The organism is Endozoicomonas sp. 2B-B, from assembly GCF_053470045.1.
The window spans coordinates 3586601-3611904 of sequence record NZ_JBLZMU010000001.1 but is presented as its reverse complement, the minus strand read 5'-3'; the positions used below and the strand labels follow the sequence as shown (position 1 = coordinate 3611904).

Below are 25304 nucleotides of genomic sequence, written 5' to 3'. Positions count from 1 at the left end.
AAAAGGCACCCTCGGCAGGCACTTCCTCGATGGCGACAATACTGCAACGGAACTGTTTGTACAGGTTAACCATCTGGGACAGAACACCTTTTCCATCAAGGTTGATACAGAGGTCGTCGGCTAAGACGACAGCGAACGGCTCATCTCCAATCAAAGTTTCTCCGGTCAGAATGGCATGACCCAGTCCTTTCATTTCACGCTGACGTGTATAGGAGAATGTACATTCGTCCATCAAACCCCGAATACCCGAAAGGGTTTGTTCCCTGACTGTTCCCTGGATCTGATGTTCCAGTTCATAATTTATATCAAAGTGGTCGTCCAAAGCCCGTTTACCACGTCCTGTAACGATGCAAATCTCACGCAAATCACCTTGCAGGGCTTCATCAACGCCGAACTCAATAAGGGGTTTGTTTACGATAGGCATCATTTCCTTGGGCATGGATTTGGTCGCAGGCAGAAAGCGTGTCCCGTAACCAGCAGCTGGAAAAAGGCATTTTTTGATCATGGATTAATAGTAGCCTTACTTGTTTCAAAGCGTAACAGCTATGCTACCTTCGCATTAAAATAGACGACCTGACTCTTAAAATTTGCCAGATCAGTATAAAACTGTCTAATATTTGTTCTGGTACCTCTGTTGTTGCACCCGTTGTGCAGTACGCTTTAGAGGCCGAAAAATAAGAAGTATACGACGCCTTAAGTTCACAGCGCGCCCATAACCTAACCTAAAGGTAGATTAATAATGACATTAAAAGGTCTGATTAAACTTACCCACCTGCTTCAGGAATACCCACTTACCATTATCCAATGGCAGATCCTGCTGGTAGTGGCTGAGAATCCTGGCGAAACCATAACTGACCTGGTGAATGCTGAAAAACTGACCTGTGGCACACCCAGCGATATTGCTGTCAGTGTGAAGCGTCTGGGCGAAGGCCGCCATGACCGCCCTGGTCTGGGTCTGATCAAAAAGGCTCAACATGAGGACGACGGTCGTTATTTCAAACTAACCTTAACTCCCAAAGGTAAAAAGCTGGTCGAAAAAGTAAAATCCAAAGCTCGCTATATTAAGTGACCCTCCCTTTGGGCTCAGGAATGCTGCTAGCGGGTATATTAGCAAGTACGACTTTCCAGCTTGAGCCCTTACTGCGGTTTATATTGCGCCCGACTCTGATGGTTGTACCGGACGCATCGTTCTACCTGCTATAAAGTCACTCTTCAGATAGCCCCGAACAACGAATCGTTGAAAGGGTAAATTATTTCGGTTTTGCTACCCAGGCTGTGCACCAACCACCCTCCTCTACTCTGCGACCAGCAAAAAGTGTACAGCCATTATTCTTACTAGCCTCAAAGAACATACAGTTTTTGCAGATATCCCCTTCCTTATATTTTGGATTGCCCTTGGCCTCAGAAGCCTCCTTCACGTAGTTGAGAGCTTTTGCCTGTGGATCGTCTTCCTGAACTTCACCAGCGGCTGCTGGTTCCGCAACAGTATCCATGGCAACCAGTGGGATTAAGGTGCAAGCCAACCCAAGCTGCATAAACTTTCTTCTATCCATTTTCAGTCCTCATCGTATGTCATTCATCAAAATAGTTTTGTACGCATTCAGATTTAAAGCAGATCTTTAGAATTTTCGCAAAAACTATTACTTGCTACCGGTAAGTTCATTTACCGGTAGTAGATAAAGAACTTTAATACTATCAATACCAGTATTATAATACTGGTATTGATAGTATGTTCCCGGGTAAAAAATCATGGATAACAAAGCCAATAGCGAGAACCAGAAGGAAATTCAGCGCAGAGAGCTGGTTTTCAGAGTCCTCGACGATCTCAAGACCAGAGGAGAACGAATTAATGCCGATAAACTGGCCCGCATTGCCAAAATGGGGAAACAAACGGTTTTGCCCTATTACAATGAGTGGCGCTTTCTGGATGACGCCCAGAAAGAGACAAACGAAGAGCTACCTGCTGATCTTGTGCGTGTTCTGAAACGCTCTCTCATCCAATGGAAACATGATGCAACCGCCTTGCAGCGTGACTTTGAAGATCAAGCCAATCAGGAAATTGACGAGCTGCAACAGGTAGTACAGCAGTTCTCTGAAGAACGACTGGCCCTGAAACACCAACTGGAGCAACTAACGGCTGAAAATGAGGTGCTACAAGAAAATGGAAAGAAGCTGATTCAGCAACAATCAGAGCATGAGAAAAGCATCATTCAATTGAAGGAACAGCTAAACGCAGAGATCGAAAAAAATAACAAGCATGAAGAAACTCTGGCTTGCAATAAAAAAGAACATACCAATGCCCTCTCCTCTCTAGAGACTAAGCTCGACAGTCAGTACCAGGCACAAATCAACCACTGGATCAAAACCGTAGACAGTGAACGTCGGCTAAGAACAGATATTGAATCCAAGCTGGAGAAACAGAAAGAATCCGGATTGGCTGCCGAGAGGGCGCACAATGAAATTCAATATCGATTGGAAGCCAAGTCTAAAGCCCATTTGGAAGCTTGCGAAGAGAGGAATCATTACAAAGCCATTGTTAAAGAATCAGATCCGCAACTTCAGGCTATTAAAGAGCTGGTACTACTTATGAACCTGCCTGTTGAAGCGATTACCAGCGCAGTGCGACAGCTTATGGATACAGAACAAAAGGCCCGACATAACGAGGATGTCATCAAAGAGTCCAGAAGGCATCAAGCTGACCTTGAGCAAAAGAACCGGGAGCTACAGGAAGAACTTGATTCAACAAAAGCACTGGAGCGCGAAGTTGAACGACTTAAAGGCTATAACGATGCTCTAAAGCTGTCTATTGAACAAAGCAAAGAGAGCAGGCCATGAGTTTACCAGCGCTCTCAAAACTTCTGCTACTTCCCGGGGGCAACCATCCAAACCATCAGTCCGACTTATCGTCGTTCAATACTGATATGACCGGCGCTGTCAATGACAGTGAGATTCTTACTTTGTTTCTGAACAAATCTGCAGCCCGCTCCAGCGAGACGCTCAGACGCTATGAAAGAGAAATCCTGCGTTTCAGCGCCTGGTTGTATCAGGATATGGGGGCAACTTATAAAGAGGTTCGGCTGAAGCATCTTCAGATGTATCTTCATCATGTACAAAATCTGCCAGATCGCTGGCTAAAGAAAGGTATTATCCCCGGACAACCAGAAAGAATACTGTTTAAGGCATCCATCAAGCCCGGAAAAAGCACTGATCAGGTCATAGACGTACTCTCATCTTTCTTTTCTTTTCTGGAGAAAAATCGATACACACCGGGCAACCCGGCTGTTTCATTGATTCGTTCCGGCGAAAAGCTCGCCAGGGGCACTTCTATTGTCCGCTTTTTTCATGAAGAAGAATGGCAGCATTTACTGAACTGCCTTGAGCTACAAAGGCATAGTGAGCGCATCTCTGAATCAGAGTTAGCAAGAACACGCTACATCATTATGCTGGGCTACAGTCTCGGACTTCGAGAGTCTGAACTGACCGGACATAGCTGTAATGATATTCACCCGGATATTGAAGGCGGCTATTTTCTCAGTATTCTGGGGAAGGGTCGAAAACGTCGTCAGCTGCCACTGAATAACAAGCTTATTGAAGAGATCAAGGCGTTCAGGCAAAGGTTTCACTATGAAGGCCTGTTGGGGGACGACTTCCCATTAGCTCCCAGAACACGCAAAATTCAGGGCAAAATGGGCGGACTTTCCTCCAGAGGATTACGTTTCTGGTGGCAGAGCTTTATGGACTTCTGCGCTTATCAAGCAAACGGGATGGCTATCAGGGCAAGTCGATTCAAGGCTATGCCTTTCCACGCTCTGCGACATACTGCATTGACACACCTTGCCCGTCAGATGGACATAGAAGATTTGGCCATTTTTGCAGGTCATGACTCGATCAATACCACCAGCCAGTACTACCACACTGAAGCCAAGAGATTGAAGCAAATGACTGCAACCCATTTTCTCTGAATCATCAACAGCTTTAACCTGCTCCTGCTAAAGTTATTGAGTAAGCATCACATGGCCAGGGAAGGACATGAATTTCTGCAAGAGCTGTCGAAAGCCAATCCACGGAAATGGTCTGGAAGCCCTTGGTAGTCATTGGCACACACATTGTTTTAACTGTCGAACCTGCAAAAAACCGCTTTTGAACAAACCGTTTGTTGGCTTTAATGGCCGTCCTTTTCATACAAGATGCCTGAAATGCCCCGGATGCCGGAAGACCATCAAAGACAAATACATAGAAAACGATGGCATGCCCTGGCATCTGGACTGCTACCTGAAGCAGCATCATCCCCCCTGTGCTGTCTGCCGCAAACCTCTCGGTGAACAATATTTGATGGATTTTTGGGGCAATACCTTCTGCGAGACCCATCAGGACTACACCAATTGTTCAAGTTGCGGCCGCATAGTCTGCAAAAACATCACCGATGGCGGCATGTCTTTCCCGGACGGTCTGGTGATCTGCAACCTCTGCAATCTTCACGGTGTAGTTTCTCAGGAAGAAGGGGACAGAATCATGGAGCAGATGCGCTCTGCCCTCTCCTCTGTAGGATTGAATTTGCATCAATCCAAAACCCCACTGACACTGTGCGGTCGTGATGAACTCAGGGAAGCCAGCCGACATAACTTTCATAATGAAAGGCCAATACTGGGTCTGGCACGATGGAGTATCTCTACGAAAGCCAATGGTCAGGTCATTGCCCGAGAGTTCAACGATATTCTGATCCAGAGACATCTGCCAGAAGAACATTTCCGGACCGTAGCCATCCATGAATTAACCCATGCCTGGTTCTTCTACAACAACTATCGCGACCTGCCACTGGAGGTTGAAGAAGGCATGTGTGTCATGATGGAGTATATATGGTTGAAAAATCAGGATACAAAAGACGCAGAATTCCGCAGAGCAGCAATAGAAAACAGTGACGATCCTGTCTACGGCCTTGGTTTTCAGAAGGCCAAAGCTTCACTGAAATTAATGCCTTTGAAAACACTGCTGCAATTCATCAAAGAACGGAAAACGTTCCCTACCCGTTGGAGCGCATTCTTTTATCATTAAGTCAGGACAAAAAAAAACAGATGTCGTTCTATACACCATTGTCGGGAGTCCGTGCACAGTCTGATTGGATAAGTATAATTACAACACCTAGACTTCCTACCGACTTCACCAGTCCCAAGCTCTAAGGATAGTGGTTAAACAGTGTATTGAGGGTTAATCACAGTGCTGCTATCAAGAAACCGTCCATTAACATTGTCTAGGCGACCCCGTCGAGGTGAACTTTACTGCCGCAAGGCTAGGACGGTGTGTAAGCACCAAAAATAGAGTGATGGCTTGCTCTAACGGTCTGGGCGACCCCAGCAAGTCAACATTCCTTCCCGCACTAGAAGTACGGGGTATCCACTTGAGGAAAATCGATGTTCAAGCAGCAACATTATCTGGTTCAGTTAATCGCTTCTTTATTCCTTTTACAACCCTTGAGCCTTCAGGCTCAATCCACAACTTCTCCTGCTTCAACAGTCCCTACAACGGCATTGTGTGAATCCCTCAGAGGGCAAACAGCGGGGGTTGATAAACGACTGGACGAATACAGTAATCTTGTTCGCGGGCGAAACTGTACCTTGCTCAATGCCGATCAGACAAGAGATATGGCTGAGTTGATCAACCGGATTCCTGAGAACACCGTGATACTGCTTTCCTCCAACACTGCTACTCCTACAATGACACCTTCCCCATCAACAGCTTCCCCTCTGCTTGATAAAATCTCAGTTAAGTACGGCATTGAAAATTCTATAGTTTTGAAGGATGGTCAGGACATTATTGGTGCTGCCGATGAAGGTTTTGATATCGTCATTACGCTTCGGCCAAATTATCGTCTTACATTTATGATCTGGGTTGGAGCTACTGATAACTTCAATTTTGGAGAAACAAAAGACAGTCATATAAGCCATATTACTTTCCTGTCAGATAGACCTATGACCAACGAAGATCATATCATCATTATTGGAGCTGCGTGCTCTAACCGGAGGCTGATTGTCGAAAACAACGTATTCCGTCTCCCTAGATGGGTTGCAGTTTATCTTGATTGCAAAAAACCTCTGGATGCATCGATTGACCCCACTCAATCTGGCCCGGGTCTGAGGTTTGCCAATAACACGGTCATAGGTAATAACATCATGCCGACTACCAACGGTATTCCTGCGGAAGCGGTGTTTATTCATCTTCCTGCCATCAAGAACCAGTCGCAAAGACTGGAGATTATCGGGAACACATTGCAGGGCAAAATGGCCGACGCAGCTGAGTTTATTCTTGGATCCGGAACCAGTGTGAATATCTACAGAAACAAAGTCAACATCTCTAATAGTGGCATCGCATCCAATAATCACCGCTGGTTACTAATATCAAGGAGAGGAGGCTTCGTTCTTACAGGTCATACAGAGAACAATGCCGAACGTCCCCTTTTTAACCTGGCAGGCAATCAGATTCAGGTGACAGAGACCGCTTTAATCGTCAAAGCACCAATTGAACTGGCCTTTGCCTGTAATCACCTGCAAGGACACAGTCCGTGGCGACAAATCGAGGAACAATTCAGCCTGAAAGCGGCTGATCCGTTCCTGTTGAGAAATGAGTGCGAAAGGTTGACACCCAGCTCATCCGTTGTCACGGCATCACCTGCCCCCTACGCCATCAACCAGACCATCAACACCTGGACAGCCATCAAAGGTTCCACAGCGACTGCCTGCAGCGGACTGATCAATCTCGAAGATCATTTATACTTCGACTCGGAAGTCTGCCCGGTAAACATGACAAACTACGCTTTTGTTAACAACGCAGTATCCAGTACCTTTTCAAATTCAAGCTCCATTATTAATTCAAGCTACGTTATCAATTCAAGTTCCATTATTAATTCAAGTTACAGTATGGATTCGAGTATCAGCAAGGTACCCACTTCATCTGTGGGTAAAGCCATAGTCGATACTGGTTTCGGTATTATAATCACACTGGCTCTATTACTGATTCTATAATCTGCATCGAGACAAGACTTAGTCTCATCCTTCTGGTCGTTCTGTCAGACTTACAGTCTAAATCGTTAAGCCAGCCGAAGTAACTTTCATAATGAAAGGCCGATACTGGGTCTGACCCGATGGAGCACCTCTACAACAGCCAATGGTCAGGTGATAGCCAGAGAGTTCAACGATATTCTGATCCAGAGGCATCTTCCAGAATATGCGAAACCAACTGGTTAGGTACTTATATCTGGTTGAAAAATCAGGATACAAAAGACGCAGAATTCCGCAGAGCAGCAATAGAAAACAGTGACGATCCTGTTTACGGCCTCGGCTACAAGAAGGCCAGGGCTTCCCTGAAATTAATGCCCTTGAAAACCCTGCTGCAATTTATCAAGGAACGGAAAGAGTTCCCAAGCCGCTGGGCTGCTTTCTTTTACCACTAAGTTAGTGGCCAACGCCTCTTGAACTCATCATAAGCCTGGAAAATAGATAATCAACTGACATGCTCCGGCATCGAAGCCCCATATATTTTGCCATGGGTGAAAGATTAGATTCTTAAAAAAGAGAATGGAGGCGAGTACCGGAGTCGAACCGGTCTAAATGGAGTTGCAGTCCACTGCATAACCGCTTTGCTAACTCGCCGTAATGGATCGATTTTCAGATAAAAGTCTTTAAAACCAACAACTTCCAAAATCTTGAAGTATTTTATGAGAGAACACGCCAAATGACAATGCTTTTTTAAGGCAATATTTGAACCCGACATATCGGGCGCAGAAGCAGGCTGTCAGGCAGAGGTGGGATCTGCCTGGTCCAGATCCCCTGCATCGAGCGAAATGGTATGGCGGCTATCAAGGCAATCACTGCTGCTCGTCTGGCTATGCCTGGTGACGCAACTCAGGCAGTATCACTCGATAGCTGCATCGAAACCATCTATCGCACCGGTCTTGATCTGCGGGCCAAATATCGTGAAACCCCACTGAGAGGTCCGGCTATATACGCCAGGAAAGTGAAAGAATATAACGCGATTGTCGCTTGACTCTTTAGGCTGCAGCCTTCTGCCACTCACATCATTCTGAAGTTCAGATCAAACAATATCCAGATAGTCCCACCCACCATAATGAAAATCAGAACTCCGGCAAAAAACAGCGCTGTCAGATAGTCTCTGCCCGTGTGCCTGAGGGTGATGTTTAAAAAAAAACGCAAGTGAACCAGCACCTGAATCAAGGCACACAATGCAATAATGGCAAACAGTATTTTGGCCGGGAAAGCTGAGGACCAGACGACCCAGAAAGGGATCACCGTCAGAACGATCGCCAGAACGAGCCCTGCAAGGTAGTCCTTCAGGCTATGTTCATGTGCTTGCACGGCTACCTCCTATATGAACACCGGTAGGTAAACGACAGAAAAGATCCCTATCCAGACAATATCCAGAAAATGCCAGAATAAACCGAGGCGATACAACCTGGAGCAGACCTGGGGCGTCAGCCCTTTCATAAAAACCTGCAACACCATCATCAGGATGCCAAGCATGCCAATGCTCACATGGATGCCATGGGTAGTAACCAGTGTAAAAAAAGACGACAAGTAACCACTGGTTTGAGGCCCGGCCCCCTCTCTGATCATTTCTGCAAATTCGGCGATTTCCAGAGAAACAAAAGTGACACCAAAAACGAGGGTAATGATTAACCAAAGCATTACAATCGGTCGTTTTTTATGCATAGCTGCCAACCAGGCAAAACCAAATGTGACACTGGAGATCAACAGGCAGGCGGTTTCAAGAAAGACATGTTTGAGATCGAAAAGTTCAATGGGCCCAGGTCCGTTGGCAGTATTTCTGAACATACTGACATAGGTTGCAAAAAGCAGCGCGAAGATAATCGCATCCGTCATCAGATAGAGCCAGAAACCGAATTCCCGGTTATCAAGGTACTCTTCAAGATGTTCAGCCATGGCTTGTTGGAGCGCATTCTGATTCATACAGGCCCTCCTCTGGGTGAGAGACTTTCAGCAGACATTAACTGAGCCTTTCGTTTGCTCTCAATGGCCATGACAGCTTCTGATGTAAAGATCTCCTCTTCATGATCATTAGAACTTCTAACGATCAATACTGTTACCGCACCGACCATGGCGAGGATGGCCAACCACCATAAATACCAGACGAAAGCAAACCCTACTAAAAATCCAAACAAACCAATATAAACGCCCGCTCCGGTATTAGCGGGCATTCTTAAGGTAGACATTAAGCCCCACCCACAGCACAAAGACCTAATCTTGTACGCCCTGAACAACCATCTCGTGCAGGGTGTTCACGTTTCGCATTATCTGCCCAGAAGTTGAGCAGCTTCCTTGTATGTGAGAGCAGAGACTTTCCTGCATTCATAAGGGATAAAATGACATTACCAAACAGTCGGGTTCCACTTTTCATCGCCTTATGCGTCGAGATTTCTTCAATGGCTCCACTTTCATAGAGGTTCGCCTGTGCAGCATGGGCAAGATACCTTTTCAACGTCACAACCACGAAGGACATCAGAATCAGGCTAAACACCAGTGTCGCTGATTTAGTGTTAAAACGATGCCACCCTGAATAGGACTTGATCTCTTTGAAGATAAGCTCTATTTGCCATCGTAGACGATAGGCCTGAAGTACTTCATTCAGGGTGAACTCAACCCGGTTAAGGTTGCTTACAACGAATACCCATTTCAGTTTCCTGTCATTCCAGCGGACAACCAAACGATATGGCCAGGCTTTGAATCCTGGCCATTCTACATCCAGGTCGAGGCATTGATCTTTAGGGAAGCCAGACAACACTTCCTTAAGTTTTTTCCCTTTGTAGCGATTCAGATTTTTGCCATCCTCCCGTACTGCGCTGAGTATCGTCGGGTTGATACTCTGAGGTGCCTTGCAGATAAAAGAACCTTCCCGATCATCAATGGCAGCAAAGCGTTCCAACTCAAAATAACCGGCATCGATCAGCATCAGGATATTAGCCATGGAGGTTGGCAGTGGTGGCAGACAGTCTCTTTCTGAACGGGTATCTTCAGTGAGCTGCACGCGCACCAGATTGTTGGTAAGAAGATCCATTGTCGTATGAAGTTCTACAGCAGCAGGACTGACCGTTGAGAACCTGCCGGGAAATGTTTCCTTTAGGGCATTGTAGACAGCCTGCGATGAGCCGTCATGAATCAGAATGTGCTCGAACTCTGAAAATGGACTGTCCTCATCAAACGCCATGACTTTGCGGGTAAAGACTTCCAGACACTGCACCCATAGCCAGAGGACAAGAGCAGGCATCGCGTCTTTTTTAGCTTGATTTGCCCAGGAACGATAGGAGACATTCAGCCCCGTCAACTCATTAAATTTACGGTGGAGATCGGCTTGAGTATCGCAGTTTCCATCACCAGCAAGGGCATCAATCAGTGAAAGGATAAAGTCCAAGGGGCGGATATCTCGCTGTCGTATAGTAAAACCAAGCTGTTCCGCCATACTGAGAAGTTCAGACCGGTCGAAACACGTCAGCAGTTTTTTTGAACTAGTCTACTATTTGCGATACTCATCTTGTTCAGCCTTGATACTTTTCGCGAAGCTTTATTTTGGCTGTTCAAGGTGAGTTCTGCCGCTGGAAATGAAGCTTTTTTGAGCTTAATGTCTACCCTAAGAGCGGGCATTATGATGGCGCTGTATTGATCAGGAAAATAATAGGCTTCCCCTTTTTTTTTCATTTCCCAGAAGGCATCAACAGAGTTGACTTTGGGTATCACAGCAAAGTTATAGGGTGCTGCCGGTGAGGAGGTGGCCCACTCAAGAGTTCTGCCATTCCATGGATCACCGGTTAGATCCCGATGTTGATTACGGTCTCTGACACTGACGTAAAACTGCATAAAGACACTGTAAATGCCAACCAGTACAAAACATGCACCTGCAAAAGCCACCAGCAGAAAAGGTTGCCAATCAGGCTGGGTGTATTGTTCAAGCCTCCTTGTCATACCCAGAAGCCCAAGGGCGTAGAGTGGCATAAAGGCGAGATAGAAACCGATCAACCAGCAGGAAAACACCATCTTGCCCCAGAACTCATTAAGTCTGAAGCCAAAGACCTTGGGGAACCAGAACTGAGTGCCTGCAAAGTAACCAAACAAGGCGCCGGGTATCAGCATGTTATGAAAGTGCGCTACTAAAAAGGTGGTGTTATGCATCTGGTAGTCTACCGGAGGAATTGCCAGCAAGACTCCGGTAATACCCCCTATTACAAAGGTAATAATAAAACCGATGGTAAACAGCATAGCGGGATGAAAAACAATCCGCCCCCTGATCATAGTAAAGAGCCAGTCAAATATTTTAACGCCTGTGGGAACAGCAATAATCATTGTGGCAATACCGAATATGGCGTTGACGTTTGGACTGGAGCCCATAGTAAAGAAATGATGCAACCATACTGTAAACGACAAAAGTCCAATAGCCATGGTGGCGTAGACTAACGAATGATAACCAAACAGCCTTTTCCCGGAAAACACAGCGGTTACTTCAGAGAATACACCGAAAGCAGGCAGAATCAGAATGTAGACTTCAGGGTGTCCCCAGATCCAGATCAGGTTGGCAAAGTTCATCATATTGCCACCCAGCTCATTGGTAAAAAAGTGCATCCCCACTGTCCGGTCCAGCCCCAGCAGAGCCGCCACTACGGTCAGGGCAGGAAAAGCAAACGCCATCAGAATACTGGTGCAGAGTGTGGTCCAGACAAACAATGGCATCTGCATCAATTTCATGCCAGGAGCCCGGCATCTTAAAATGGTCGTTATAAAGTTAATTCCGGTCATCGTACTGCCCACACCACTGACAAGCAGTGCCCAAATCCAGTAATCGACACCAACTCCCGGACTGAAACCAATACCTGAATAAGGTGGATACCCGGTCCAGCCCGCTGTCGAGAACTTGCCCAGAACCAGGGAAATTCCCACCAACCCGGCACCTGCAGCAGTCAGCCATAAACTGACCGAATTCATGAAGGGAAAAGCCACATCTCTGGCGCCAATCTGCTGGGGAACAACGATATTGATCAGGCCAGTAAGAAACGGCATGGCCATAAAAAAGATCATGATAGTGCCATGGGTAGTAAAAATTTGCTCAAAATGCTCTGGCGGCAAATACCCATCATTGTTAAGAGCAATCGCTTGCTGGGTTCGCATCATGACGGCTTCAATAACCCCACGGACAAGCATGACCAGTGCCAGCAAGATATACATGACCCCGATTCGCTTATGATCGACACTGGTCAGCCATTCTTCCCACAAATATCGCCACTTGCCTGCCCAGGTCACGGCCAGAGCCGTCAAAAGCACAGCCATCACTGTAACAAGAGCGCCTCCCATAGCAACCGAGCTATAGAACGGCAGTGCATCAATGGTCAATCTGCCTAACATGGCTTACTCCAGACTTCCGGTTTTTTGCAGGGGTAAGGCACCGCTTGCTCCGGTGTATTTAGCAACGATTCGACTGAACAGCTCCGGTTCAACCCAGGAGTAGTACTCTACCGGGTACTTTGTTTCCGGCCTGAGGAGCTTCTGATAACTCATTGAGTCCAGTCGTTTGTTTGCTTTTTTGACGTTATCGAGCCATTGTGCAAAGTCACTTTCAGAGAGTGATTGAACGTCAAATACCATATGAGGAAAGCCCCGGCCACTGAACTGGGTATTTCTTCCAGTAAAACGACCTGGCTCGAAGGCTTTGAGGTTCAGATGAGTGGTCATCCCGGCCATGGCATAAATTTGGCCACCCAGCGCAGGGATAATGAAGGATGTCATGACCGTGTCTGAAGTAATTTCAATATTAACGGGTCTGTCACTGGGAAAAGCCAGTTCATTGACTACCGCTACCTGCTGGTCCGGGTAGATAAATAGCCACTTCCAGTTCTGAGCCACTGCCTGAACCCTGAACGTTTTCTCATCACTGACCAGAGGCTTGTAGGGGTCGAGTTGGTAGGTGTAAATCACAACAAGAACACCGATCACAACGATAATGACCAGTGGACCGGCCCAGATAAACAGTTCAACGAAAATGGATTTGTGCCAGTCTGGCCGATAGGCCCCTTTGCCATTGGCTCGATAACGCCAGCATGACCAGAAAGTGATCAGGTAAACGGGCAGCAAAGTAAAAAGCATGATGGCTGTCGCGAGGAATAACAGATTCCGCTCGGTTTCAGCAACCGGACCTTTTGGATAAAGAATGGGAGATGACTGCATGCTGCAGCCAGAAATGAGAAGAATCGCTAACAGGACAGTCAGCCATTTTGACAAAAATACGGTACGGACGGACTTCATGAAAGAATGCCACTGTCACAGGGAACTGGTGAGAAAAACCCGTTTCAGCCTTAATACAGCGTAGATCAAAACTGGAAACAATGAACTGAACTGGCAGTAATTTTGTCAAGTTAGCCCTAAGTCTAATCGATCAAGGTCGTATACTGCTCAAGGAGTCCTCTCCACTATTCTGAGTGCAAACATTGTAATGACTAAACGAATGGAGGGACCAAAGGTACGAGGGAGGTGTCGCTTATGAATCAACCGACCGAATGATAACCAACCGGTTATCTAACTTACGAAACAGGACCAATACAGCATTAAAAAACTCTACAATCAAACAGGGATTAAAACGAACAGGGAGGTATCGTTTATGAAAGTAGAAGGACAACAACTATCTGGAAGACCGTATCAGTCTGAGACTGACAACCTTCCGCAAACCGCCAGTGGTCGTACTTATAATCGGGACGTTCAATCCAGATCCAGTCTGGACAGCCTGCTTTATATACTGGCGGAGTTTCTTGAAGACATGGCTCTGGAGTTTAAGCCTATCAGCAACTATCTGTGTCAGGTGTTAACACTTGAGAACTTTATAAAAGCCGCCAATAAACTCAGACACGAGGCAGAACAGGCCAGTATTGATGTCAAAATGAACAATACGGACTCAAAATTCAAGCGCCTTGAATTGAAAGCTAGAAAAGAGATGAACGAGTTCAGGCACGATGTCAAAAATCGATGGTCAGAATTGAGGCATGACTTTAAGGCAGGGTGGAAAAACTGGACAAGTGACAGTTGAGGGCTGGAACTTAGATTAAGCTCCAGCTCCAATATTTGTTAGCCTGCCATTTCTAACAGGAGTTTGTTCAAACGCTGAACGTAGCTGGCAGGATCATCCAGCTGGCCACCTGCAGCCAGCTTGGCCTGATCAAAGACCACACGACACAGATCAGCAAAACGATCTTCATCTGCTTCCTGATCCAAACGGTTAATCAGAGGGTGCTCAGGATTGATCTCAAAGATAGGCTTGGATTCAGGCATGGCCTGACCCGCAGCTTCCATGATCTTACGCATTTGGGCGCCCATATCCTGTTCACCTACGACCAGACAAGCGGGTGAATCCGTCAGACGGTGCGTTACACGGACTTCTTCAATCTGGTCCACCAGGGCATCCTTGATGCGCTTGAGCAGATCTTCTTTCTCCTTGGCACTTTCTTCCAGGGCTTTCTTGTCGCCTTCATCGTCCAGTTGACCCAGATCCAGGTCACCACGTGCGATGTCTGCAAACTGTTTGCCATCGAATTCGTTCAGGTGCGACATCAGCCACTCATCAACACGATCGCTCAGCAGAAGAACTTCGATCCCCTTCTTTCTGAACACTTCCAGGTGAGGACTGTTGGCCGCCGCATTGTGGGTTTCTGCAGTGATGTAGTAGATCTTGTCCTGACCTTCCTTCATTCTGGAAACATAGCCTTCCAGAGACTGATCCTGATCACTACCCTTGCTCTCGGTAGAAGCAAAACGCAGGAGTTTGGCAACTTTCTCACGGTTTGCGAAGTCCTCGGCAGGGCCTTCTTTTAATACCTGACCAAACTCTTTCCAGAACTCTGCATACTGCTCTTCTTCCTTCTTGGCCATTTTTTCCAGCATGTCCAAAACACGCTTGGTCAATGCGGCTTTCATGCTGTCGACAGCAGGGTCTTTCTGAAGGATTTCACGCGATACGTTCAAGGAGAGATCGTTAGAATCCACCACACCCTTAATGAAACGCAGGTACATGGGCAGGAATTCATCGGCCTGATCCATGATGAATACGCGCTGAACGTAGAGCTTCAGGCCTTTCTGCATATCACGATTATAAAGATCGAAGGGAGCTTTGGCAGGAATGAACAACAGGCTGTTGTATTCCAGCTTGCCTTCAACACGGTTATGACTCCACTTTATAGGGTCAGCAAAGTCATGACTGATGTGTTTGTAGAACTCTTTGTACTCTTCATCAGTAATATCAGAACGGGAGCGAGTCCACAGGGCCTTTGCGGTATTAACCGTTTCCCACTCAGGCGCCTTGTCTTCCTCCTTTTCCTCTTCTTCTGAAGGCATCTCTTGCTTGACCATCAGAATTGGCATGGAGATATGGTCAGAATACTTGCGAACAATGTTGCGCAGACGCCAGCCGTCAGCAAACTCTTCGGCATCGTCCTTCAGGTGCAGGATGATGGAGGTGCCACGTTTTTCTTTGCTGATCCCTTCAACGGTGAATTCACCGGAGCCGTCAGATACCCAACGGACGGCTTGCTCAGCCGGTGCATCCGCCTTGCGGGTTTCAACGGTGACCTTATCAGCGACAATAAAGGCAGAGTAGAAACCGACGCCGAACTGACCAATCAGCTGAGAGTCTTTCTTCTGGTCACCGGTCAGCTGTTGCAGGAAGTCAGCGGTGCCGGACTTGGCAATGGTACCCAGGTGAGCAATAACATCCTCACGGTTCATACCAATGCCGTTATCAGCGACGGTAACGGTTTTTGCTTCCTTGTCAAAATCAACACGAATATCCAGATTGGGATCACTTTCCAGCAAACCATCATTATGCAACGCTTCAAAGCGCAGTTTGTCAGCAGCATCTGAAGCGTTAGAGATCAACTCCCGCAGAAAGATTTCGCGATTGGAGTACAGGGAGTGGATCATGAGGTGAAGAAGTTGCTTGACCTCGGTTTGGAAACCCAGTGTTTCTTTTTTGGCTTCTGCAGTCATTTGGCCCTCTACATTGTTTTCTGCCAGTGGCCGTCGTTCAGAACCTTCTCATGAGCGATCAGCCTGATCATAAATTGCTTTGAAACTAATGTGGGGACAGGCTTTTTGATTTCAAGGCAGAATTCGAGAATTTTATGAATATTCTTTTGCCTGCTACTCCTTAGCAGTATCAGAGAGCGTATCAAGCACTTTGGAATGAAACTCCCGACGGTACAGAATAACCACCACCATGACCGTGCTGATGATAAAAAGAGACGGATGAATAAACCAGGACAATGTGGCCAGAGAAAAATAATAGGCTCGCAGGCCGTAGTTAAAGTGGTTGGCGGCCAGCGTCATGATAAAGCCCACCTTGTCCGCAAATACTTTCTGTTCCGTTTTATTACCACTGATATCCTGCATCAGAGGGGCACTCCCCATAAGAACACAGGTAAAGTTATAGAGTCTGAGACTCCAGGTAAACTCAAAAAAGGTATACACAAATATAACCAGCATGACCAAAACCTTCAGTTCCCAGAGTTCACGGGTATTGGTCGTCACAAAAGGCATAGCCGACAGAACGCCGACCGCTTCTTCTGATGCTGCAATTCCGGTGATCAGGCCCGCCATAACCAGAATACTGGTGGAAGCAAAGAAACTGACAGATGCCCGAAGGCTGGCGAGCAGACTGGCATCGGCTATCCGGTTATCCCTGCCAAGCAGCCGATACATCCAGTCTCGTCTGTAGAGTGCCAGAACGCTGGCCAGACATGCCGTTGCCTGCCCCTTTCGATAGGCAAAAATGGTATAGCCTACCCACAGTAAAATCAGTGACAGGAGTGCCAGCCAGTCAAACCAGGAGGCAACCCCAGATAGATTGACCATAGTCCGTCCTCTTGGGTTATTGTTGTCATTCGATAAAGCAGTATCTTCTATCTACCCCGATAGCCATGACTGCGAAGGCAATACCTGCCTCATGCCGGGAAAAGATCAAATTGCCGGAAACATATGCTAAAGTGGCCTCAAGTTAAGACTCTGGATTGCTTCAGGCGTAATATTCACGGGTTAACACCTGCATCAATATAGACTATTGTTTCAGTTTTTATCGGCCGACATCCCGGGATCGACCACCTGATTTTTTCTTATCGGCTATTTTCCTCCAGCTCTGGCTTAGCCCGGTGCCATCGTCAACAGGAGAAAGGATGACAAGTTCGCAATTTATTCTAGGCTGGACAATCTACCTGGCAGGTGCAATGGGTTGTCTGGTGTCGCTTATTATGATTACCGGAAGACTGCCTGCGCGCTTGAAGTGGGTACTGCGTTTTACAGCTGCTGCCCTGCTTTGCACACCCTGGTGGATAACCAGAGGCTCTGATCTGTTGTCTCCCGCGCTGTTTACAATGATATACGATGGCATGACCCACGGTTTTGAAGCCATGTCCAGAACAGGAATGATCATTGTGTTCGCCGCTGGATTAGCGGCCCTGATTGCCTTTGTCCTGCCCGTAAAGAAGTCAAACACAGACAAGAAAAAAACTGAGCGAGCTCCGAAACCCTCTGGTAGCGAGATACGATCCAAAAGGCAGGAACCCACCTGCTGATAGTTTTGTGAACCAACGGAACAAACAATGCCAAGAAACAATACTAACGGACAGTTGAGATGTGTGAACTGCTGGGCATGAGCGCCAACACACCGACCGACATTTGCTTCAGCTTCAGTGGTTTGATGCAGAGAGGCGGACGCACCGGTCCCCACAGTGATGGCTGGGGTATCGTCTTTTATGAAGGGGCGGGATTACGTGAGTTTCGCGACCCCCATCCGAGCTGTGAGTCAGAAATCGCCAGACTGGTCAGGAATTATCCGATCAAGAGCGATATTGTGATCAGCCATATCCGTCAGGCGAATGCCGGACGGGTTTCTCTGGAAAACACCCACCCTTTTACCCGGGAGTTCTGGGGACGAAACTGGACCTTTGCCCATAATGGCCAGCTTAAAGGGATCAAGAAAAAACCGCTTTGCTATTACCGTCCGGTGGGCACCACTGACAGCGAATATGCTTTCTGCTGGTTAATGAGCCAGCTCAGGGAACGCTTTCCTAAACCCCCTGCACGGGCTGCAACCCTGCAGCGCTATATTCATAAGCTGGCGTTGGAATTAAGAGAGCTGGGGGTGTTCAATATGTTATTAACGGACTCAAAACATCTTTATTGCTTCTGCTCGACCAAATTAAGCTGGATTACCCGAAAAGCACCTTTTGAAAAAGCGACTCTGAAGGATGATTCATTGAGTGTTGATTTTAAGCAGGTGACAACTAAAAACGATATTGTCACTCTAGTCGCCACCGAACCTCTGACCACCAATGAGAGCTGGAACATTATGAAGTCCGGAGAATTTATTGCATTCCGGGAAGGCCAGGTTCACTACCGTCATGAGTGAATAATGAATCGGGATGCCTTATTACTCCTTAATATCGCTCCAGCGAATTTCTCCGGAGCGAATTCTCTGTGCCGACATGTAGTAAACCAGTTGACCTGCTTTTACTCGCTGATCACCATTGGGGTTGAGAACCAGATCATCACCGGTGGCCGTCTCAGCGACTCCCAGAACAATAGCTTCATGCTGTTTTTTCATAAATTCCAGCAATCGATTGAACCTTACTCCCTCAAAATCTTCAGGGACTTTAACGCTGTATTGTGTGGGGCCAATCAACGTTGACAGAAGCTGCCCCTGGATTCGAGAAGAACCGGGGTCCTGAGCCGATCGCACCAGCATCTCCATGGAAATACTGGTATGACACTCCACTTGCGGACAATGGGACTTGAGCAGTTTGACCATATGTTCATGCTCAAACCAGGCCACGATATGAGCGGTTTTCGTCATTGCTGTTACGGTCAGGCAACTGGTCAGTGTTTTGTCATCGTTGGAGCGGTAAATGATGACCCGGTCGGCAGAAGTCACTCCGGCCCTGCTAAGCAGTTCATAATCACTCAGACTCTTGCCCTGAATAAACAAAACCTGATCAGGAAAAGGGTTGTCCATCTCTTCTGTGGCACAGAGCACTACCTTGCGATCTTCTCTGCGGATATCACCGAAAATCAGTTCGATCATTCTGGCTGTCCTTTCAGGATGCCAGCCCAAAATCACTATATGCCCGGCCAATGCTGAATAATCGCCTTTCCCCTTCATGCCTTTTCTCCATAACTCGACAAAAAATGAAGACAGTTTGCCGAGAAAGCCGGCAAAAATCACCAAACCGCCCGGCATTACCAAAAGTGAAGCAGTCATTTTTCCGCCCGCTGTTTCTGGGGTGAAATCGCCGTAACCCACCGTAGTTGCCGTGGCCACAAAATAATAAAACCAGATCTCCGGAGAAGTCAGTTCCTGTTCTCCGGACAGCCACATTAACAACCAGCTGCCAAAAAACAACAGCAGCAAAACAACAAGCAGTGCCAGCCAGCTCAACTTCATCAGATTCTGAGTGATAAAGTGCAGGCTTGTTTTTATCGGCCCCACAGTTTGTTCTCCATGGTCAGTTATGTCTGTCAATCAGAAGTATCATCCCATCTGCACCAGTGACGATGACTGAGCAGCCTTTCTCAAGGTCTCCGGGCGCTTTGACGGACCAGAGGGTATCACCAACCCTGATCTTTCCCTGCCCACCGGGCAGGTCATTTTCCAGAACCAGCACCCGGCCGATCAATTGAGCAGAACGCTGATTTAACTGAGGGTAATCACTTTTTTCATTCACCCGACGGAAAAATTTCCAGTAAGCCACCGTAAAGATCAGGCTGCTCAATGCAAACCACACCAGTTGCCAGGCCCAACTGGTTTCAGGCAGCAGCCACACCAACGCTGCCAGTAGGAGAGCCGCTGCAGCACTGCCAAGAAGGAAGCCTCCTGCCCCAAGAGCTTCCAGACCCAGGCACAGGAACGCAACAATCAACCAATGCCAGGGTTGCAAAGTATTGAGAAAGTCCATTGATATACCAGATCCTGTCAGGGTGTTTTCTTCAAGCCATCGAAGAGTTCTTTAATACCCGCCAGCGAGCCAATCACATTGCCTGCTTCCAGTGGCATCATGATGGTCTTGCTGTTTTCCGCCGCCGCAACAGATTGCAAGGCATCCACGTATTTTTGCGCAACAAAATAATTGATAGCCCGGGCATCTCCATTAGCAATAGCCTGGGAAACGACTTCAGTCGCCCGCGCTTCTGCTTCTGCCAGCCTTTCCCTGGCCTCAGCTTCTCTCTTGGCTGCTTCCAGCTCACCCTCTGCCTGTAGAATTTGAGCCTGTTTTTCACCTTCTGCTACTTTGATAGCCGCTTCCCGGCTACCCTCTGCTTCAAGTATCTGAGCCCTTTTCTCCCGCTCCGCTTTCATTTGACGGGCCATGGACTCCACCAGATCATTAGGAGGAGCTATGTCCCGAATCTCGATGCGAGTCACTTTCACTCCCCATGGACTGGTAGCTTCATCCACTTTGAGGAGCAGCATGTTGTTAATACGGTCACGGTTGGACAACATCTCATCCAGCTCCATGGAACCGAGAACCGCACGAATGTTTGTCATCACCAGATTCTGCATAGCCCGATAGAGTTCATTGACTTCATAGGACGCACGAACAGCATCCTGAACCTGGTAAAAACAAACGGCATCTGTCGTTACTTGGGCATTATCGGAGGAGATAATTTCCTGTGAAGGTATATCAAGAACCTGCTCCATCATATTGATTTTTTTACCAATCCTGTCAACAACAGGCACTATGACATGCAGGCCGGGAGACAGTGTTCGGGTGTACTTACCAAAACGTTCTACGGTGAAATGAAAGCCCTGTGGAACCATTCTGACACCAGTACCTATCAGCACAGCGATCAGGACTACCAATGCAATGGCTGTAATCTCAAAACCCATTTAGTCACTCCTTAGCCTGAAAAGTAGAATCAATTCAGCGGACAGTCTGACAGAAAAAATCAACAATGTCCTAAATCTGTCGTAGCCTCTGTAAAAGTCACAGAGATCATGGAAAGATAGTCATCGTTGATCGGACAAAATATCAAATAAGTATTCACAGCAGCTACAAACCTCGTTAGAGTGCTGACAGAACTCTAACGCCAACAAATCCGATTGTGATCATGAAATTCGATTCTACCGACAATTATATTGCAACCAGCGAACTGAAAACTGCTGTGAACGCGGCCATTGCCTTGCAACGCCCTCTTCTGATCAAGGGCGAACCCGGAACCGGAAAAACCATGCTTGCAGAAGAAGTAGCAGAATCCCTGGGCAAACGACTTTTGCAGTGGAACATCAAATCCACCACCAAGGCCCAACAGGGATTGTATGAGTACGATGCTGTTTCAAGATTGCGCGACTCTCAGCTGGGCGATGAAAAAGTACACGATATCGGCAATTACATCGTCAAAGGTAAATTGTGGGAAGCCTTTGAAGCCGATGAACAAGTGGTTCTGCTGATTGATGAAATCGACAAGGCTGATATCGAGTTCCCCAACGATTTGCTTCAGGAACTGGATAAGATGGAGTTCTTTGTTTACGAGACCCGGAAAATGGTTAAGGCCCGACAGCGGCCCATCGTGATCATCACCAGTAACAATGAAAAAGAACTGCCCGATGCCTTTCTCAGACGCTGTTTCTTCCACTACATCCGTTTCCCTGATCCGGCGACCATGAAGCAGATTGTCGATGTTCACTTTCCCACCCTGAAGCAGGGGCTGGTTTCCGAAGCTTTGCAGATGTTCTTTGAATTAAGGGATATCCCCGGCCTGAAGAAAAAGCCTTCTACCTCTGAGCTGATAGACTGGCTCAAGCTATTGAACTCTGACGACATACCAGTCGATGTGCTAAGAAACAGCGATGCTCGCAGTGCTATACCGCCACTCTACGGAGCCCTGGTTAAAAACGAACAGGATATTCATTTACTGGAACGGCTCGCCTTCATGACTCGTCGATAAGGTGAACCGATGCTGACTAACTTTTTCGATACGGTTCGCGCCTTTGGTGTCCCGGCCAGTACCCGGGAGTACCTTGACTTGCTCAGGGCTATGCAGGCTCATGTAGTCTTCGCGGATAACGAAGCATTTTATCAACTATCCAGAGCCATACTGGTCAAGGATGAACGTCACTACGACCGCTTCGATAAAGCCTGCAAAGCTTTTTTTGACGGCATTGAGAGCGTTGAAGATCTGCTTGAAGCCACTATACCGGAAGATTGGCTCAGAAAAGAATTCATCAATCAGCTCAGCGAAGAAGAGCGGGAAAAGCTCAAGGCACTCGGCAGCCTTGAAGAATTGATGGAGACACTGAAGCAGCGTCTGCAGGAGCAAAAAGAACGTCATGCCGGGGGGAATAAATGGCTTGGCACTGGCGGCACATCCCCTTTTGGTGCCTATGGTAACAATCCAATGGGGGTTCGTATTGGCCAACACGAGAGCAGAAACCGGAGCGCCACCAAAGTCTGGGATAAACGGGAATTCCAGAACCTGGATGACAATGAAAGACTGGGCAGTCGCAATATGAAAATGGCCCTGCGCAGACTCAGAAAATTCGCACGACAGGGGGTTCCGGATCAGCTGGATCTCGATAACACCATTCGATCCACAGCCAATAAAGGGTTGCTGGACATAAAAATGGTTCCGCAAAGGCGTAATTCAGCGAAAGTACTGCTTTTTATGGATATCGGTGGCTCCATGGATGCTCACGTCAAAGACTGTGAAGCACTCTTTTCCTGTGCACGCTCTGAATTCAAGCATATGGAGTTTTTCTACTTCCATAACTATCTCTATGAATGGGTCTGGAAAAACAACGTCCGACGACAAAGTGAAAAAACCGAAACCTGGGACATCGTTCATCGCTTTGGTAAAGACTACAAAGTGATTTTTGTTGGAGATGCCCAGATGTCACCTTATGAAATCACCTCACCGGGCGGAAGCGTTGAACACTGGAATGAAGAACCGGGGCACACCTGGATGCAGCGTGTTCTGGATCATTTTGATAATGCTATCTGGTTGAACCCCATCAATAAAGACAGCTGGTTTTTCACCCATTCTACAAAGATCATCCATGAACAGCTGGAGGGCAGAATGTTCCCTCTGACGGTGAAGGGTCTGGAAGAGGGTATGAAAGAGTTGTCTACTAAAAGCTGAGTTATGAAAACAGTCAAGGTTATAGAAGATTATCAGGCCTGCTACCCGGACCCAGTGACTTTCAGTGAAGGTGACAGTCTGATATTAGGTAAAAGTGATGATGAGTTTCCCGGATGGATCTGGGTCACAACTGGATCGGGCAAAGAAGGCTGGACTCCCCTGCCTCTGATAAGACGTTTGAACCAGAAACACGGGATTGCATTAGAGGACTTTAGCGCCAGGAAACTCAGTGTGAAAGCGGGTGAAAATTTGAGAATCATGCGTGAGATTAACGCTTGGGCCTGGGTAGAAAACCAACAGAAACAGACGGGCTGGGTGCCTATATCCAAATTCGCTGAATACCGTCATGAAAGTGATTAATAATGTCACTTTCAACCACTGAAAACAGTCAATGTCCCCTGTGCAGTGCCTTATCCAGAGACTTTGCCAGCGATAAAAGAAGAGATTATTTCAGATGTTCTGACTGCTCACTGGTTTTTGCTGATAAAAAAGCTGGCCAACGCCTGAGCTGGAACGCTCAGAATATGAGCTTCATACAAACAATGCCTTTGAGCCGGGATATCGAAAATTTCTTTCAAGGGTGACAGAGCCGTTGAAAGGCAGGATATCTTTGGATGCACAGGGACTGGACTTTGGCTGCGGGCCTGGCCCCACACTTTCTTTGATGATGGCTGAAGCTGGTTGGCCTATGGCTCTGTATGACCCCTTTTTCCATTCGGATCAAAGCGCTCTGGAAAAAACGTACGATTTTATCACAGTCACTGAAGTCATAGAACACATCCATCAACCGGATGTATGGTTGCCGAAACTCTGGAGTATGATCAGACCCGGCGGGACACTGGCATTCATGACCAAAATGGTGATAGATCAGGAAGCCTTTTGCAGATGGCATTACAAGAATGATCCTACCCATGTCTGTTTTTACTCAATAGAAACCTTTCAGCACCTTGCTGAACAATGGCAGGCAGTGCTCAGTTTTGAAGCCCGGGATGTTATATTTTTCTATAAATTAATGCATTAAACAGTGGGATTACTATAAAGCAATCAAAAAAAATCTCGGAACTGCGTAAGAAGTATTTGGGATTATCTTGCAAGTTGGTAAGTACGAAAGGCTCATTATTTCAGTATGCCAGGCACGGGTGAGCGAGGATGTCTACTTGTTCTTATGAGCCTTATCAGTGTGACTCCGTTGAGCAACGACCTTGGCAAAGCGCAGAGAAATCCTTTTGCATTTACAACACCGGCCGACCTCTTCCTGTTGAAGTTCATTTAGATAGGTATTAATGAAATCCTCATTCATTGTTTTTTAGAATACCCTCAAGGACTTTCATGGCTGATAGTCATCAAATAACTACTCTGTAGCCCTACATTAACCCTGAGGGTGTTTCATGACAACTGACGGCTTCGTTGTTGTTTGATTGTATTGAAGCAGACCAACATTCTGTTGCAAATTCGATCACCACCCTGGCAAGTTTTTATTCTTGCTTGATCGCTACCAGGTATGCCTTAGATAAAAATTTTCACTGACGGTTATAAAACACACCCATGTTCTGGTTCAATCAGCCAACGCAGAGATAATCATAGCTGGATATCGTCCGACACCTGTTTGACCTGCAATAGCTCGAACAATCGATCCGTTTCCTGAGTGAGATGACGATCTCTGGCCATGACTCCGGACCCTTGTTCAGACTCATGAGTCCCCCAGGCAACCGTTACCTTGCCCCACTCAATAATCATTCTTGGATGATGTACGTAGGACTCCGCCAGTCCCGCCACCGCATTAAGAAAACAGAGAGACTTCGAATACTTTTTGAAGGTATAGGACTTCTCAAGGTGATCAACGCCTTCATACTGACACAACGACCAGTTACTCATATATTATCCTCCTGGTGGCTTATTACCCTACCTGACAGGCACGGCAAGAAAGCACTCTGATGATACAGACAGAGTCTATACAGACCCCACGAAAGGATAAATGAATTTTGGGCTTTGATCGAACCTCCTTTCCCAGGAAATGGCAACTGGATGATTAACGTGCTAATCAGCAAGGGCTATACAGTATATATCTTTTCAAGACATAACTGCCTGATGGCTTGAGCCTCATATCCATACGCTGCACAGCCT

The 25304-nt window shown here is 47.0% G+C and carries 27 protein-coding genes, 1 tRNA gene and 1 pseudogene; 14 read left to right on the top strand and 15 right to left on the bottom strand.

Going from position 1 to position 25304, the window contains the following annotated elements; translation table 11 throughout:
• Positions 1–10: 10 nt before the first annotated feature.
• Positions 11–505, bottom strand: a pseudogene (locus tag ACOMHB_RS13735) (sugar phosphate nucleotidyltransferase); the annotation flags it as partial.
• Positions 506–739: 234 nt separating this feature from the next.
• On the opposite strand from ACOMHB_RS13735, the gene ACOMHB_RS13730 reads away from it, so the two are divergent.
• Positions 740–1069 (top strand): MarR family winged helix-turn-helix transcriptional regulator, encoded by a 330-nt coding sequence (locus tag ACOMHB_RS13730; protein ID WP_317141597.1) that lies wholly within the window; start codon positions 740–742, stop codon positions 1067–1069.
• 181 nt (positions 1070–1250) lie between these two features.
• Here ACOMHB_RS13730 and ACOMHB_RS13725 read toward each other — a convergent pair whose 3' ends face one another.
• Positions 1251–1553 (bottom strand): high-potential iron-sulfur protein, encoded by a 303-nt coding sequence (locus ACOMHB_RS13725; RefSeq protein ID WP_422133719.1) that lies wholly within the window; start codon positions 1551–1553, stop codon positions 1251–1253.
• A gap of 196 nt (positions 1554–1749) precedes the next feature.
• Between ACOMHB_RS13725 and ACOMHB_RS13720 the strand changes: the two genes are divergently transcribed.
• The 5 genes from ACOMHB_RS13720 (at position 1750) to ACOMHB_RS13700 (ending at position 7444) form a co-directional block, all read left to right on the top strand.
• Positions 1750–2835 (top strand): coiled-coil domain-containing protein, encoded by a 1086-nt coding sequence (locus ACOMHB_RS13720; RefSeq protein WP_448217028.1) that lies wholly within the window; start codon positions 1750–1752, stop codon positions 2833–2835.
• Entirely contained in the window at positions 2832–3962 is a 1131-nt protein-coding gene (locus ACOMHB_RS13715; RefSeq protein WP_422133717.1) for a tyrosine-type recombinase/integrase, read from the top strand. Before ACOMHB_RS13720 ends, ACOMHB_RS13715 begins: the two co-directional genes overlap by 4 nt.
• Positions 3963–4029: 67 nt before the next feature.
• On the top strand, positions 4030–5052 hold the full coding sequence (locus ACOMHB_RS13710) for a protein DA1 (RefSeq protein ID WP_448217027.1): 1023 nt from the start codon (positions 4030–4032) through the stop codon (positions 5050–5052).
• A 356-nt stretch (positions 5053–5408) separates the two neighbouring features.
• Positions 5409–7016, top strand: a complete 1608-nt coding sequence (locus ACOMHB_RS13705; protein WP_448217026.1) for a hypothetical protein — start codon at positions 5409–5411, stop codon at positions 7014–7016.
• Between the two features lie 119 nt (positions 7017–7135).
• Positions 7136–7444, top strand: coding sequence for a hypothetical protein (locus tag ACOMHB_RS13700; protein WP_448217025.1), 309 nt, complete (start codon positions 7136–7138; stop codon positions 7442–7444).
• 125 nt (positions 7445–7569) lie between these two features.
• On the opposite strand, the gene ACOMHB_RS13695 is transcribed toward ACOMHB_RS13700, so the two are convergent.
• Positions 7570–7643: transfer RNA gene (locus ACOMHB_RS13695), tRNA-Cys, on the bottom strand.
• A gap of 121 nt (positions 7644–7764) precedes the next feature.
• On the opposite strand from ACOMHB_RS13695, the gene ACOMHB_RS13690 reads away from it, so the two are divergent.
• Positions 7765–8037, top strand: coding sequence for an L-serine ammonia-lyase, iron-sulfur-dependent, subunit alpha (locus ACOMHB_RS13690; RefSeq protein WP_448218639.1), 273 nt, complete (start codon positions 7765–7767; stop codon positions 8035–8037).
• Positions 8038–8063: 26 nt separating this feature from the next.
• Here the strand turns inward: ACOMHB_RS13690 and cyoD are convergent, their stop codons facing one another.
• The 6 genes from cyoD to ACOMHB_RS13660 are packed head-to-tail and all read right to left on the bottom strand — an operon-like array spanning position 8064 to position 13235.
• Positions 8064–8366: a cytochrome o ubiquinol oxidase subunit IV gene (gene cyoD / locus ACOMHB_RS13685; RefSeq protein ID WP_448217024.1), complete on the bottom strand. Its 303-nt coding sequence runs from the start codon at positions 8364–8366 to the stop codon at positions 8064–8066.
• Between the two features lie 9 nt (positions 8367–8375).
• A complete protein-coding gene (gene cyoC / locus ACOMHB_RS13680) occupies positions 8376–8978 on the bottom strand; it encodes a cytochrome o ubiquinol oxidase subunit III (protein WP_448217023.1) in 603 nt (200 codons plus the stop codon).
• Complete coding sequence (locus ACOMHB_RS13675) at positions 8975–9241, bottom strand: hypothetical protein (RefSeq protein ID WP_448217022.1); 267 nt, start codon at positions 9239–9241, stop codon at positions 8975–8977. Before ACOMHB_RS13675 ends, cyoC begins: the two co-directional genes overlap by 4 nt.
• Positions 9241–10518: an IS4 family transposase gene (locus tag ACOMHB_RS13670; RefSeq protein ID WP_448218607.1), complete on the bottom strand. Its 1278-nt coding sequence runs from the start codon at positions 10516–10518 to the stop codon at positions 9241–9243. Before ACOMHB_RS13670 ends, ACOMHB_RS13675 begins: the two co-directional genes overlap by 1 nt.
• The gene (locus ACOMHB_RS13665; protein ID WP_448217021.1) at positions 10515–12416 is read right to left on the bottom strand and encodes a cbb3-type cytochrome c oxidase subunit I; all 1902 of its coding nucleotides are present in this window, start codon (positions 12414–12416) and stop codon (positions 10515–10517) included. The genes ACOMHB_RS13670 and ACOMHB_RS13665 overlap by 4 nt, the downstream gene beginning before the upstream one ends.
• A 3-nt stretch (positions 12417–12419) precedes the next feature.
• Positions 12420–13235 (bottom strand): COX aromatic rich motif-containing protein, encoded by an 816-nt coding sequence (locus ACOMHB_RS13660; RefSeq protein ID WP_448217020.1) that lies wholly within the window; start codon positions 13233–13235, stop codon positions 12420–12422.
• Positions 13236–13665: 430 nt separating this feature from the next.
• Between ACOMHB_RS13660 and ACOMHB_RS13655 the strand changes: the two genes are divergently transcribed.
• Positions 13666–14088 carry a hypothetical protein gene (locus ACOMHB_RS13655; protein WP_448217019.1) on the top strand — a complete coding sequence of 141 codons (423 nt, stop codon included), beginning with the start codon at positions 13666–13668 and terminating at the stop codon, positions 14086–14088.
• Positions 14089–14126: 38 nt separating this feature from the next.
• Here ACOMHB_RS13655 and htpG read toward each other — a convergent pair whose 3' ends face one another.
• On the bottom strand, positions 14127–16040 hold the full coding sequence (gene htpG / locus ACOMHB_RS13650) for a molecular chaperone HtpG (protein WP_448217018.1): 1914 nt from the start codon (positions 16038–16040) through the stop codon (positions 14127–14129).
• 153 nt (positions 16041–16193) lie between these two features.
• Positions 16194–16904, bottom strand: coding sequence for a DUF599 domain-containing protein (locus tag ACOMHB_RS13645; RefSeq protein WP_448217017.1), 711 nt, complete (start codon positions 16902–16904; stop codon positions 16194–16196).
• 317 nt (positions 16905–17221) lie between these two features.
• On the opposite strand from ACOMHB_RS13645, the gene ACOMHB_RS13640 reads away from it, so the two are divergent.
• Together ACOMHB_RS13640 and ACOMHB_RS13635 are read left to right on the top strand one after the other, a co-directional pair.
• Positions 17222–17620 (top strand): hypothetical protein, encoded by a 399-nt coding sequence (locus tag ACOMHB_RS13640; RefSeq protein ID WP_422133704.1) that lies wholly within the window; start codon positions 17222–17224, stop codon positions 17618–17620.
• 59 nt (positions 17621–17679) lie between these two features.
• Positions 17680–18456, top strand: coding sequence for a class II glutamine amidotransferase (locus ACOMHB_RS13635; protein ID WP_448217016.1), 777 nt, complete (start codon positions 17680–17682; stop codon positions 18454–18456).
• Positions 18457–18477: 21 nt separating this feature from the next.
• On the opposite strand, the gene ACOMHB_RS13630 is transcribed toward ACOMHB_RS13635, so the two are convergent.
• The 3 genes from ACOMHB_RS13630 to ACOMHB_RS13620 are packed head-to-tail and all read right to left on the bottom strand — an operon-like array spanning position 18478 to position 20931.
• Positions 18478–19533: a potassium channel family protein gene (locus ACOMHB_RS13630; protein ID WP_422408934.1), complete on the bottom strand. Its 1056-nt coding sequence runs from the start codon at positions 19531–19533 to the stop codon at positions 18478–18480.
• A gap of 16 nt (positions 19534–19549) precedes the next feature.
• Positions 19550–19999, bottom strand: coding sequence for an NfeD family protein (locus ACOMHB_RS13625; protein WP_422137926.1), 450 nt, complete (start codon positions 19997–19999; stop codon positions 19550–19552).
• A 17-nt stretch (positions 20000–20016) separates the two neighbouring features.
• Entirely contained in the window at positions 20017–20931 is a 915-nt protein-coding gene (locus tag ACOMHB_RS13620; protein ID WP_422137925.1) for an SPFH domain-containing protein, read from the bottom strand.
• 221 nt (positions 20932–21152) lie between these two features.
• Between ACOMHB_RS13620 and ACOMHB_RS13615 the strand changes: the two genes are divergently transcribed.
• From ACOMHB_RS13615 to ACOMHB_RS13600, 4 genes are all read left to right on the top strand, one after another.
• Positions 21153–21989, top strand: a complete 837-nt coding sequence (locus ACOMHB_RS13615) for an AAA family ATPase (protein WP_422133699.1) — start codon at positions 21153–21155, stop codon at positions 21987–21989.
• Positions 21990–21998: 9 nt separating this feature from the next.
• Positions 21999–23180 carry a vWA domain-containing protein gene (locus tag ACOMHB_RS13610; RefSeq protein ID WP_448217015.1) on the top strand — a complete coding sequence of 394 codons (1182 nt, stop codon included), beginning with the start codon at positions 21999–22001 and terminating at the stop codon, positions 23178–23180.
• A 3-nt stretch (positions 23181–23183) separates the two neighbouring features.
• Positions 23184–23540, top strand: coding sequence for an SH3 domain-containing protein (locus ACOMHB_RS13605; RefSeq protein ID WP_422133697.1), 357 nt, complete (start codon positions 23184–23186; stop codon positions 23538–23540).
• Positions 23541–23772: 232 nt separating this feature from the next.
• The gene (locus tag ACOMHB_RS13600; RefSeq protein ID WP_448217014.1) at positions 23773–24201 is read left to right on the top strand and encodes a class I SAM-dependent methyltransferase; all 429 of its coding nucleotides are present in this window, start codon (positions 23773–23775) and stop codon (positions 24199–24201) included.
• Between the two features lie 557 nt (positions 24202–24758).
• Here the strand turns inward: ACOMHB_RS13600 and ACOMHB_RS13595 are convergent.
• Positions 24759–25055 (bottom strand): 4a-hydroxytetrahydrobiopterin dehydratase, encoded by a 297-nt coding sequence (locus ACOMHB_RS13595; protein ID WP_422133695.1) that lies wholly within the window; start codon positions 25053–25055, stop codon positions 24759–24761.
• Positions 25056–25304: the final 249 nt, after the last annotated feature.